At 73.6% G+C, this 11821-nt stretch carries 10 protein-coding genes and 1 tRNA gene; 7 read left to right on the top strand and 4 right to left on the bottom strand.

Features of this window, described 5'->3' with window-relative positions; translation table 11 throughout:
- Window positions 1–12 precede the first annotated feature (12 nt).
- Complete coding sequence (locus AB0D08_RS08970) at window positions 13–696, bottom strand: HAD family hydrolase (RefSeq protein ID WP_051811527.1); 684 nt, start codon at window positions 694–696, stop codon at window positions 13–15.
- A 198-nt stretch (window positions 697–894) separates the two neighbouring features.
- Between AB0D08_RS08970 and AB0D08_RS08965 the strand changes: the two genes are divergently transcribed.
- A complete protein-coding gene (locus AB0D08_RS08965) occupies window positions 895–1266 on the top strand; it encodes a DUF1801 domain-containing protein (protein ID WP_359887188.1) in 372 nt (123 codons plus the stop codon).
- Between the two features lie 105 nt (window positions 1267–1371).
- Here AB0D08_RS08965 and AB0D08_RS08960 read toward each other — a convergent pair.
- Window positions 1372–1444: transfer RNA gene (locus AB0D08_RS08960), tRNA-Arg, on the bottom strand.
- 497 nt (window positions 1445–1941) lie between these two features.
- Here AB0D08_RS08960 and AB0D08_RS08955 point away from each other — a divergent pair.
- A complete protein-coding gene (locus AB0D08_RS08955; protein WP_359887185.1) occupies window positions 1942–2706 on the top strand; it encodes a polyprenol monophosphomannose synthase in 765 nt (254 codons plus the stop codon).
- A 504-nt stretch (window positions 2707–3210) separates the two neighbouring features.
- Window positions 3211–4200 (top strand): YhjD/YihY/BrkB family envelope integrity protein, encoded by a 990-nt coding sequence (locus AB0D08_RS08950; protein ID WP_359887183.1) that lies wholly within the window; start codon window positions 3211–3213, stop codon window positions 4198–4200.
- 84 nt (window positions 4201–4284) lie between these two features.
- Here the strand turns inward: AB0D08_RS08950 and AB0D08_RS08945 are convergent, their stop codons facing one another.
- A complete protein-coding gene (locus AB0D08_RS08945; protein ID WP_359887180.1) occupies window positions 4285–6537 on the bottom strand; it encodes a D-alanyl-D-alanine carboxypeptidase in 2253 nt (750 codons plus the stop codon).
- A gap of 320 nt (window positions 6538–6857) precedes the next feature.
- Here AB0D08_RS08945 and AB0D08_RS08940 point away from each other — a divergent pair, with 320 nt between their 5' ends.
- The 3 genes from AB0D08_RS08940 to AB0D08_RS08930 all read left to right on the top strand — a co-directional run bounded on the left by AB0D08_RS08940 (window position 6858) and on the right by AB0D08_RS08930 (window position 9293).
- Window positions 6858–7565 (top strand): GPP34 family phosphoprotein, encoded by a 708-nt coding sequence (locus AB0D08_RS08940; protein ID WP_033821261.1) that lies wholly within the window; start codon window positions 6858–6860, stop codon window positions 7563–7565.
- A 661-nt stretch (window positions 7566–8226) separates the two neighbouring features.
- Window positions 8227–9087 carry a helix-turn-helix transcriptional regulator gene (locus AB0D08_RS08935; RefSeq protein ID WP_033821264.1) on the top strand — a complete coding sequence of 287 codons (861 nt, stop codon included), beginning with the start codon at window positions 8227–8229 and terminating at the stop codon, window positions 9085–9087.
- A complete protein-coding gene (locus tag AB0D08_RS08930; protein WP_033821260.1) occupies window positions 9084–9293 on the top strand; it encodes a DUF397 domain-containing protein in 210 nt (69 codons plus the stop codon). The genes AB0D08_RS08935 and AB0D08_RS08930 overlap by 4 nt, the downstream gene beginning before the upstream one ends.
- Before the next feature lie 98 nt (window positions 9294–9391).
- Here AB0D08_RS08930 and AB0D08_RS08925 read toward each other — a convergent pair whose 3' ends face one another.
- Entirely contained in the window at window positions 9392–10489 is a 1098-nt protein-coding gene (locus AB0D08_RS08925) for an ADP-ribosylglycohydrolase family protein (protein ID WP_359887177.1), read from the bottom strand.
- 199 nt (window positions 10490–10688) lie between these two features.
- Here AB0D08_RS08925 and AB0D08_RS08920 point away from each other — a divergent pair, with 199 nt between their 5' ends.
- Window positions 10689–11789 (top strand): tyrosine-protein phosphatase, encoded by a 1101-nt coding sequence (locus tag AB0D08_RS08920; protein ID WP_359887175.1) that lies wholly within the window; start codon window positions 10689–10691, stop codon window positions 11787–11789.
- Window positions 11790–11821: the final 32 nt, after the last annotated feature.

The raw sequence follows: 11821 nt of genomic DNA, 5'->3' as shown, positions 1-11821 counted from the left end.
CTTCGGGCGCCGCTAGGAGCCGGTCAGCAGCCCCGGGAGCGCCCGCATGTCCTCGAAGACCACCGTCCCCGGCCCCGCCAGCCGATGGGCGGGCGTGACGCCGCCCGCATAGCCGAAGGACCGCATCCCCGCGGCCCGGGCGGCCCGGACGCCGGGCTCGCTGTCCTCGACGACCGCGCACCGCTCCGCCGCCACCCCGAGCCGCTCGGCGGCGTGCAGGAACAGGTCGGGGGCCGGCTTGCCCCTGGCCACCTCGGTGGCGCTGAAGATCCGGCCGGCGAACCTCCGGTACAGGCCGGTCCGGCCGAGGGTGTGCCGCATCTTCTCGTGGTCGCCGCTGGAGGCCACGCAGTACGGCACCGCGAGTCCGTCCAACGCCTCCGCGATGCCGTCGACCGCCCGCAGTTCCGCGTCCACGGCCTCGCGGTGGAGGTCCCGGAAGCGCGCATCCCAGGCCGTGGCCGTGGCGGCGCCGAGCCGGGCCCCGATCTTCTCCCCGATCGAGGCGGAGGAGCGCCCCACGAACTCCTCGATCACCTCGCCCTCGGTCAGCGGCCAGCCGAACTCCGCGCCCAGTGCGACGTGCACCCGGACGGCGATGGGCTCGCTGTCGACCAGCACACCGTCACAGTCGAAGATCACCAGCTCCACCGGCTCGCGGCCGTCCGTTCCCCGCAACTCCCCAGCCGTTCCCATCGAGTCCCCCTTCGGCAGCACCACCGGTCGGCCGACCGATCACCCGACCGATCGCCCGGGCCAGCCTGCCAGGCCGCAGCCGACGCCACGGCAGGGGGTCCCGTCGTGGTGCACGGGAAGGCATTCCCTGTCACATCGCGCCGATCGACGTACCGGTGAGAACAGCACCGACCACAGCACCGCGGAGGACGTCCCACCATGGCCAAGTTCGCCACCCTCGACGAGTACCTCGCCGCCCTGCCGGCCGCGCAGCGCGAGATCACCGACGCGCTCCTGCCCCTCATCGAGGCCACCGCACCCGGCGCGGGGGGCCTCTGGCACGGCCACCCGGTCTGGAGCCTGGGCGGCGCCCCCGGCAAGGACCCCGTCTGCTATCTCAAGGCGTACACCGCTCACGTGACCTTCGGCTTCTGGCGCGGCCAGGAGCTCACCGACCCCTCGGGCCGGCTCGAACCGGGCGCCCAGCGGATGGCCGGCCTCAAGCTCCGTACGCCGTCCGACATCGACCCCGCACTCTTCGCCGACTGGCTGTCCCAGGCCCGGGCCCTCCACCGGCCCGACGAGAACTGACGGACCTCACCCCGCCGGGCCGCCGGGCCCGACGGCCCGCCAGAACGCCGCTGGCCCCTCTGCCCTGTGGGGCGGGGAGGGGCCAGCGGCCTTGGTGCTTCTCTGTGCCCCAGGCAGGATTCGAACCTGCGACACCGGCTTTAGGAGAGCCGTGCTCTATCCCCTGAGCTACTGAGGCTGAAGAAGGCCGCCAACCAGGTTGGGCGACCGACCATGACAGACTAGCGGATGCCGCCTCCGAAGATCTCCCCCGTTGGGACTGCGGTCCGGGAGCGTCCGCGGGCGGGTCGCGGTGGCCGTATCCCGGTGGTCCCACCGGGGCCGCAGGCCGTCGGGCGGCGGCGGTCGCCTATCATCGGGCTCCGGGGTCGCCGTCTTCGAGATGCGTCGGCCGCCCGGACGGACGGCCCGCGAGGTCCGGCCTCCGGCAGGTGCACAACAGTTCCTGCGGGGTACACGGAAACGAGGCCGGGTGTCGCTCGTTACCATCGGCACGGGTGATGCGCCGCTACGGAGCCTCTCGGTGGACCGAACCAGGGCGCTCCGGGCAGTATTCACCCGACCGAGGTCCGACGTGTTCGCGGACTGACAGTGTGGCTGCGGGTAGGCAGCCGCCGGTAGCCGACGTGCAGGCCAGACAGGCCGACGCGCCACAGCACAGTGAAAGGCACAGACGTGACTGCCGCCCAGGAGAGCACCTTCGCCGATCTCGGCAAGGTGCTGGTGATCATCCCGACCTACAACGAGGCCGAGAACGTCGAGCGGATCGTCTCCCGGGTCCGCGAGGCCGTCCCCGAGGTTCACGTGCTGGTGGCGGACGACAACAGCCCGGACGGCACCGGTGAGCTCGCCGACAAGATGGCGGCCGAGGACGGCAACGTCCACGTGATGCACCGCAAGGGCAAGGAGGGCCTCGGCGCCGCCTACCTCGCGGGCTTCGACTGGGGCATCGACCACGGCTACGACGTCCTGGTCGAGATGGACGCCGACGGCTCGCACCAGCCCGAGGAGCTGCACCGGCTGCTGACCGCACTGCGCGGCGCCGACCTGGTGCTCGGCTCGCGCTGGGTGCCGGGCGGCGCGGTGGTGAACTGGCCGAAGTCCCGGCTGATGCTCTCGCGCGGCGGCTCCCTCTACTCCCGGCTGATGCTGGACGTCCCGATCAAGGACGTCACCGGCGGGTACCGGGCGTTCCGCAAGGAGACCCTGCTCGGCCTCGGCATGGACCAGGTCGCCTCCCAGGGGTACTGCTTCCAGGTCGACCTCGCCTGGCGTGCCATCAAGAGCGGCTTCAAGGTCGCCGAGGTCCCGATCACCTTCGTCGAGCGTGAGCACGGCGCGTCGAAGATGAGCCGCAACATCGTGGTCGAGGCGCTCTGGCGGGTCACCGCCTGGGGCGTCAAGGCGCGGGTCGCGAAGCTCACGGCCAAGAAGGGCTGACGTCCGCCGCACCGACGTGGACGTGGACGTGGATCACTGACGGGCCCGGGCCGCCGCGAGGCGCCCGGGCCCGCAGCCGTCTGCGAACGCGTTCTGGAGAGCGGCACGGGCGTGGCGGATCAGGGCTCACCGGGCGGGTCCGGGTGCGGGGGTGCTGGGCGCGGGCGACCATGAGGCATCGACCTTCTCCGGGAGGTGCCCGTGACAGACCCGCCGAGCGGCGGTCGCGGCAGCCCCGGCGACCCCGCTGAGCCCGCTGAGCCCGGCGCTACCGGGGAGCCTGTCGGACCCCCGGAGCCCGTCGGCCCCGCTGAGCCCGGCGACCCCGGTGACCCCACCGGACCCGCTGGACCCGCTGGACCCGCTGGACCCGCTGGACCCGCCGGACCCGATGCGGCCGGCACCCCGCCTCCGGAGACCGGGCCGGGGCGCTGGGCGCGGACCAGGGTCCGTGCTGCCCGGCTCTCCGACCATGCGAAGACGGCACCCGAGCGGATCCCGCTGGTGGGCCGGACAGCGGCGCAGCTCATCCGGGTGAACCTGCTGGACAACGCGACCCGGCTGGCCGCCCAGGCCTTCCTCAGCGCGCTGCCCGCGCTGTTCGTGGTGGCCGTGTTCGCCCCGGCCACGGTCCGCGACGGCGTGACCAACTCGCTCCGCGACCACCTCGGGCTGCAGGGCCCCGCGCAGCAGCAGGTGCAGAGGTTGCTGTCGACCAGCCACGACGACGTGACGCAGAGCTTCGGCGTCTTCGGTGCGCTGGTCACCCTGCTGTCCGCCACCGCACTCAGCCGGGCCCTCCAGCGGGTCTGCGAGCGCTGTTGGGAGATGCCGCGGGCCCGGGCCCGGCTGGCGGTCTGGCGTTGGCTGGTCTGGCTGGCCGTCTGGCTGGTGTTCCTGGTGTTCGAGGTGCCGATCCGGAAGGGCTTCGGGGTCGGCCCCGTGCTGGGCCTGCCGCTGGCCCTGCTGGCCGGTTCGGCGCTGTGGTGGTGGACGCAGCACCTGCTGCTGCTCAGCCGCGTCCGCTGGTACCCCCTGTTGCCCGGTGCACTGCTCTGCGGGGTGACCCAGGGGCTGGTCGGGATCGGCGCACAGGTGTACCTGCCGGGCGCGATGAGCCGCAGTGTGCAGAAGTTCGGCCCGTACGGGGTGGTGTTCACCTCGCTGTCCTGGCTGATCGTGCTGTTCGCGGCGCTGACGCTGGCCATGGTGCTGGGCCGGGTGGTCGCAGAGGAGCCGATGATCGCCGGGTGGCTGGGCACCGCCACCGAGCCGGGCAGCTGGGGCGGCCGTCCCGCGGCGCCCGACGTTCCCACGGGCGGGAGCACGGGCGGGAGCGGGGGCGGGGGCGGGAGCACCGGCGGGAGCGGGGGCGGGAGCGGGGGCGGGAGCACCGGCGGGAGCGGGGGCGGGAGCACCGGCGGGAGCGGGGACGGGAGCGGGGACGGCGGGAACGCGGGCGCCAGGGGCGGCAGCGGGAGCGGGGACGGTTGAACCCCGGGCCGCGGGCCGTACGGCGGGTGCCGTGCGGCCCGGGGCCCGGGGTTCAGGGGTGCTGCAGTGCCGGGGTCCTGCCGGTCAGAACAGCCGGAACAGGCGGGACGCGATGGACGGCGGGGCGAGGTCGGACTGCAGCGTGACGGGCACCTCGACCCGGCCGTCGCCCTCGCCCGCCGAGACGGTTCCGACCTGGGTGCCGGCCTTGGCGGTGTGGCCGAGTTTGGCGGCGTCCAGGGTGACCTTGGCGGTGATGCCCGACCAGCCGGCCACCGTCAGGTCCTTGGCGGCGACCACCGGGACCTTGCCGCCGAGGCCGTCGTCGACGTGGCCGACGACGTCGCCCTGCTTGGCGAGGGTCTGGCCGGCCAGGCCGTTCTGCGCGGCAGTGATGATCTTCATGCTGATCGGCTGGGCGGCCTTGACCAGGCTGGGCTCCTCCTTGGTGGCGGGCTGGCCGAGGGTGACGCCCAGGATCATCCGCTTGACGCCGCCGACGTCCTTGACGGCCGCCCACATCAGGCAGGAGCCCGCCGGGGTGGAGGAGCCGGTCTTCACGCCGATGACCCCGTTCTTCGGCGAGAGGATCTCGTTGGTGTTGAAGACCCGCTGGCCGTTGAACTTGGTGTCGGGCTCCGCGACGATCTGCCGGAAGATGTCGATCTTCATGACCTGCTCGGCGAGCTTCAGCTGGTCCTTCGCCGTGCTCTTGGTGTCGTTGTTGTAGCCGGCCGGGTCCGCGTAGGTGGTGTTGGCCATGCCGAGCTGGGCGGCCTGGTCGTTCATCTTCTTGACGAAGGCCTCCTCGGAACCCGAGTCCCAGCGCGCCAGCAGCCGGGCCACGTTGTTGGCCGAGGGCAGCATCAGCATCTCCAGCGCCTCGTACTGGTTGAGCTGCTGGCCCTCGGTCAGGGTCACCTTGGACTGGTCGGCGTCGTTGGACTCCTGGGCCGCCTGCTTGTCGACGGTGATGACCGGCCCGGTCTCCCCCTTCTTCAGGGGGTGCGCCTGGAGGATGAGGAAGGCGTTCATCACCTTGGTGACGCTGGCGATCGGCGCCGGGGTGTCCGGGCCGGAGCTGCCGAGGCTGCCCACGCCGACCACCTCGGCCGCGGCCTGGCCCTTGGCGGGCCAGGGGACGTTCAGCTGGTCGCCGGTGAAGGTGAAGCTGTTCGCGAGGCCCAGCTTGGCCTTGGGGGCCGGCAGCGGCCGCAGCAGCTGACCGATCACCAGGGCGCCGAGCACCACGGCGGCGAAGACCGTCCAGATGGTGGCGCGCTTGACCGCCCGCTGGAACGGCGTGACCGGGCGGCGGCTGAGGGCGGCCAGCACCTCCATCGCCTCGACGGTGTTCTCCGGGCCGGGCGCCGGCTGCGGGGCCGGCCGGGGTGCGGGCCCGGAAGGGAACGACGGCGGGGCCGTGGGCGGCGGCGGGGACACGGGCGGTGCCCCCGCCGCGGCGGCGGCCGGGACCGGGGTGCGGACGGGCGCGGCGGCGGCCGGGGCGGCCGCGCGCGAGCCGGCCGGGTCGGGCACCGGGAACGGCTTCGGGCCGGGACCCGGGAGCGGTTCGGGCGAAGGGGTGGGCTCGGGTGAGGGAGTCGGCTCGGGGGAAGGGGTGGGGTCCGGCGAAGGGGTGGGCTCGGGCTCCGGGGAGGGTCCCGGCTCCGGGGCGGGCTCGGGCAGCGGGCTGGGCGGGGGCTCCGGGACGGACCCGCCGACCGGCTTGTCGGCCGCCGGGGCGACCCCCTTCAGCGCGGCCCCCGCACCCTCCCGGCTGTCCCGCATGGTGAGACGCGGGTCGGCACCCGCCGGGCGGGCGCTCCCGCTGCCCGCGGCGGCGGCCGCGGCGGCCGGGCCCGGCCCCGCCTGTCCGACCCGCGGCTCGGCCGCGGGTCCGTCGCGGCCCGCGCGGTCCGCACCGCCCCCGGGCGCCTCGGACGCCGGCCGCGAGGACCGGTCCGACTCCGCCCGGCCTCCGGCCGGTTCCTCCTGGTCCGACTCGTCCGGCTGGTCCTTCGCGTCCCGGCCGGCCGGGCTCGCGCCGGCCCGGGCCCCGTCCCGGTCCTGCGGCCGGCCGTCGCTCCCGGCCGCCGTACCGGCCTTGGCCCTGGCGTCGACCTCGGCCTCGGCCGCGGCCACGACCTCCTTCGGCACCCGCAGGGCCGTGGTGGCGTTGTCCACCGGCAGGCGCAGCGCGGTGGTCCGGGAGTCCAGATCCTGGACACGCAGCTGCACCGTGGAGCTGCTCGACCCGGTACCCGACCCGGCCTGCTCGGGCTCGGCCGGCCCGCTCTCGCCGTCGTTGCGCACTCCGTCGGGGGACTCGCCCACGTGACCCACTCCTCCTTGTCCGCCCGGCCCTGCCCGGGCCGACCGTCGAGTTACCGCCGAGTTCTTTTTTCGCGCAGGTTCTCGTCCTGCTCCGCTAGCAGTACAGTCTCCGGCACCGGAGACCCCGGGGGCGCGCGCACCCCGCCCGACCGGCGGTTATTGCGCCCGCCCGGGCTGCTCCCCGGTTCAGACGCTGCGCCCTTCGGCGGCGGTTCCCCGGCTCACGGGGCCTTGTGCGGCAAGGTCACGATTCGGAGGCGTACTCGACAAGCCTGTGTGAGAGGCGTCACTCTGTCATTCATCCACGCGGGGAGGCTTGGATGGGCAGGAGCCGCAGAACAATTCCCGAGGAGCTGTTGCTGCTCGCACTGGACCCGGCCACGGGTACCACGGCGCAGCCGCAGACCCTCGACCTCGGACTTGCCGGGGCACAGCTGGTGGAGCTGTCCCTGGCCGGACGGATAGTCCCGGACGGAGATCGGATCGCCGTGGTGATGGCCCGGCCGACCGGTGATCCCACCCTGGACCACGCACTGGAACTGCTGCGCCGACGTGGCAGTCCGGTCCGTGCCGCGCACTGGATCGGTGGGCCCCGGCTGGGGCTGCGCCAGACGTACCTCGCGCACCTCGAACGGTGCGGGATGGTGACGGCGGTGCCGGGCCAGATGTGCGGTGTGCTGCCGACGACGCGCTATCAGGCGTCCGACGACTGCACCAACGGCGCGATCAAGCAGCGGCTCGACACCGCGATCCGGACCGGCGTGCCGCCGGACCCCCGGACGGCGGCGCTGGCCGCGCTGGCCCACGCGGTCGGACTGGGGAAGCACCTCTACCCCGGTAACGAGGGCAGGTCCTCGCGGTCACGGCTGCGCGACCTGATCCGCTACGACCCGCTGGGCGGCATGGTCGCGCACGCCGTCATGGACGTGCAGAACGGCCTGCCGGTCCAGCAGAACCGCGCGCCGGCGAGCCCGCCCGGCCGCCCCGCACCGGGGCGTGGTGTGGCAGCACGGGTGGGCGCGCGATGACCGGCGCGCGCTGTTAGGTGGCTAGGCACTTCTCGGGGCGGTCCCGCCCGGCGCACCAGACGCCGGTCGGGCCGCCCCGCAGCCGTTCCGGGACGGGACGGCTGCGGGGGCGGTGAGGCGCCGGTGAGCGGACGGCGAGGCCGTCACCGGGACCGGTCCGCCGACCGACCGGTCCACCCGCCGAGCGCGCGCCGCGCACCGGCCGCCGCGCACCGGCCGCCGTCCTCCACCTGCGGCCCCCGGGCGCAAGCCGTCCCGGACCGCGTCCGCAGGCACGGACGCCGCGCGCCTCACCGTCCGTGCGAGGGCATACAGTCGGATCCGGCGGGCCGGTCCGCCGTCCGACCCACCGTCAGGTTCACGGTCCGACCCATCGTCAGATGCGGTGCCCGGCACCGGGCGAGGGCGGCCGCGCACGGCTCGGCGGGGGCGTGACCGTGTGCCGCGAACGCCCGTACCGGTAAGGGTGGTCGGAGCGCAAGGCCCATGATCCGGAATGAACGGTTTTCCGATGATCTGTTCTACTGCGCTCAGGTGATTCCCCGGCACGGACCGGAGACGAGATGGCATGCTGCTCCACATCAGGGGGTTGGTACCAATTTCCACACTCTTCCGAGGCGCCGCGCCGTCCGCCGCGCCAGAGGACCGGCCGGAGGTCGATGTGTCCACCAGCGTCAATCCCACAGTCCGGCGCCGGAGACTCGGTGCCGAGCTGCGGCGCCTGCGTGAACTGCGGCAGATGACCGCCGAAGAGGTGGCCGGCCGCCTGATGGTCTCCCAGTCGAAGATCAGCCGGCTGGAGAACGGGCGTCGCAGCATCAGCCAGCGGGACGTGCGCGACCTGTGCGACGTCTACGAGGTGACGGACGAACGGATCCGGGCCGGCCTGATGGAGATGGCCCGGGAGTCCCGGCAGCGCGGCTGGTGGCACGACTTCGGCGACATCCCGTACAGCGTGTACATCGGTCTGGAGGCGGAGGCCTCGTCGATCCGGGCCTACGAATCCTCGTTCATCCCGGGCCTGTTGCAGACCAGGGAGTACGCCGAGGCGGTGGTGGCGGGCACCCAGCCCGACACCGACCCGGGCGCGATCAAGCGGCGGGTGGACGTCCGGCTGAAGCGGCAGGACCGGATCTACGGCGAGGACCAGCTCGGGAGCCTGTGGGTGGTCATAGACGAGGCCGTGCTCCGCCGGGCGGTGGGCAGCCCGGCGGTGATGGCCGACCAGCTGGACCAGCTGCTGACGCTGAGCCAGCGGGCCAACATCAACCTGCAGGTGATCCCCTTCGACTACGGGGCACACCCCGGTATGACCGGGACATTCTCCCTGATGGAGTTCCCCGAGTCCGCGGATTCGACAGTTGTCTACTTCGAAGGGGTGACGAGCGATCTCTACCTGGAGAAGGACGCCGACGTCCGCCGCTATACCAATCTCTATGACCACCTGCGGGCCGCAGCACTCAGCGTCGCGGAGAGCCGGTCATTGATCCACACCTACGTAGAGAGGTTCAGAGCCACATGAGCACCAAGTCCACGAGCAACCTGACCTGGCGCAAGAGCAGCCACAGCGGCGGCAACGGCGCATGCGTGGAGATCGCGGTCCCCAGCTCCGTCTCGATCGCCGTACGTGACTCCAAGGACCCCGAGGGCCCGCAGCTGCACTTCTCCAACGAGGGCTGGGCGGCGTTCGCCGCCGCGGCCGCGGCCGGCGCCTTCGGCGAGGTCTGACCGGTCCGTCGCACGCCCGGTGCCCGCCGCCGTCCCGCGGCGGGCACCGCTGCGTACCGGGGGCCGGGGGCTCGCGGCCGTGGGCCGGCGGCCGGGGGTCAGCCCGTCGGGTAGCGGGTCCGCCAGCCCTCGGTGCTGTGCAGTTCCGGGCCGTGCATGAGTTCCAGGACGAAGTCGTCGGCCAGCTCCAGGATGGCGCCGCGGCCCTCCAGTTCGACCACCAGCTCGGGCGGCAGTGCCGTCTCCCCGTGCAGTACCCCGAGCAGGTTGCCGCAGACCGAGCCGGTGGAGTCGCTGTCCCCGGAGTGGTTGACGGCCAGCAGCAGACCGGACTTCACGTCCTCGGCGACCAGGGCGCAGTACAGCCCGATGGACAGCGCCTCCTCGGCCACCCAGCCCTCCCCGAGCGCCTCCACCCGCTTCTGCGAGGGTGCGCCGGCCCGGACGGCGTCCAGGGCGGCCCGGAGCGCGGCGGTGGTCTCCTCGTGCCGGGGCCGCTCGGAGAGCAGCGCGAGGGCGAGATGCACCCCTTCCTCCAGGGTGCCGCCGCGGGCCACCGTGTGGACGATCACCGCGAAGGCACCGGCCGAGAGGTAGCCGGTGGGGTGGCCGTGGGTCAGCACCGAGCACTCGACGGCGAGCTGGAAGACCAGGCCGGGCTCCCAGGCGGTGAGCAGGCCGAACGGCGCGGCCCGCATCACGGTGCCGCACCCCTTGGAGTGCGGGTTGCGGGGCTGCTCGACGGTGCCGAGCCGGTCGGCGTCCGGGCCGGAGAGACCGGAGAGGCAGGACTGGCCGGGGGCGCGCTGCGCGTACAGCCACTCCTCGCGGCCGAGCCAGCCGAGGTCGGGGCGGCGCTCGTCCGGGCCCCAGTCGCGCTGGGTGGCGGCCCAGCGCAGGTAGGCGCGGTGGACGTCGGTGGGCGGGTGCCAGTTGCCGCCGTCGCGGCTGATGTGCGCCCGGATCAGGCCGTCCAGGGTGTAGAGCGTCATCTGGGTGTCGTCGGTGATCGCTCCGCGCCGTCCGTACGCCGGGACGTACCCGGTGACGCCCTTCGGGCCGTGGGCGGCGACGATCTTCTCCAGCGACTCGAACTCGATCCCGGCGCCGAGCGCGTCACCGATCGCCCCGCCCAGCAGGCAGCCCCGTACCCGGCTGCGGAAGTCCTGCTGCTGCGCGCGTGACCACAGGGGCATCACAGAAGGGCCTTTCGTCCGGCGGGCGCCCGCTTTCGTTCGAGCGCCACCGCACTGTATTCGAAGAGGTTGTCGGGTTCACCTCCCGACCTCGGACGTCCGCCCCCCGGCCCCGGACGCCAGATCTTCAACATTTTGTTGATATCGGGACATTCGCAGGCCACCGGGGTCCGACCCGGCCTGCCTAGGGTCCCGGGCCATGACCACCATCCCCCGCCGCCCGGCCGTCGCGGCGGCCCTCACCGCCGCCCTGACCGCCGGTGCCGCCACCCTCGCCGGCCCGGCCTCGGCCGCGCCGCTGCCCGCGCAGGCGCAGCACACCCGGATCCCGTTCACCGCCGCCACCGCCACCCAGCAGGCCGACGGCAGCTTCAGCCTCACCTGGACCGCCCCCGGCGTCCGCAAGGTCACCGTGTACGCCGGCACCGACCGCGACCGCGTCGCGCACCGGGTGCCGGTCGCCCGCGGCAACGGCTCCGCCACCGTCACCGTCAAAGGCCTGGCCGCCGCCGACCGCTGGTACTTCGACCTGGTGCCGGACCGCGGCGAGGCGCTGACCGTGGCCGACCGCTCGCTGCACCTGGCCTCGGCGCCCAACTTCCGCGACGAGGGCGGCTACCGCACCGCCGACGGCCACTGGGTGAAGCTGGGCGTGGTCTACCGCTCGGACGACCTCGGCCGGCTGACCGACACCGACCTGGCCGAGCTCCGCCGCCTCGGCATCCGGACCGTGTTCGACCTGCGCACCCCCGCCGAGCGGACCGCGGCGCCGGACAAGGTCCCGGCCGGTGCCACAGTGGTCGCCGCCAACGTGCTCGGCGTCGCCGACACCGGTGCCTTCAACGTGACCACCCCGCAGGCCGCCGTCCGGGCCATGGTGGACGCGGAGCGGACCATGGTCTCCGCCGACAGTGCGAAGACCGCCTACCGTTCGGTGCTGGACGCGGTCGGCGAGGGCCGGGGCGCGGTGCTCTTCCACTGCACCGCGGGCAAGGACCGCACCGGCTGGGCCGGTGCCACCCTGCTGACCGCGCTCGGCGTGCCGCGCGGCACCGTCAAGGCCGACTACCTGGCCAGCAACACCTACCGGGCCGAGGCCAACGCGGCCGTCCTGGCGAAGCTGCCGCCGGCCTACCAGGCCGTCTACAAGCCGCTGCTGGACGTCCGCCCCGAGTACCTGAACGCCGGCTTCGACCAGGTCGCCGCCGACTTCGGCTCCTTCGACGCCTACCTGGACAAGGGGCTGCACCAGGACCGGCGCGACCTGCGCGACCTGCGCCGGGACCTGCTGGTCGGCTGAGCCACCGGCGAACTCGGCATCGAGGTGCGCCA

The sequence above is a fragment of the Kitasatospora sp. NPDC048540 genome (assembly GCF_040651175.1).
Classification (GTDB): Bacteria; Actinomycetota; Actinomycetes; order Streptomycetales; family Streptomycetaceae; genus Kitasatospora.
The sequence above is the reverse complement of the archived record's forward strand: the minus strand, read 5'-3'. Positions and strand labels throughout refer to the sequence as shown.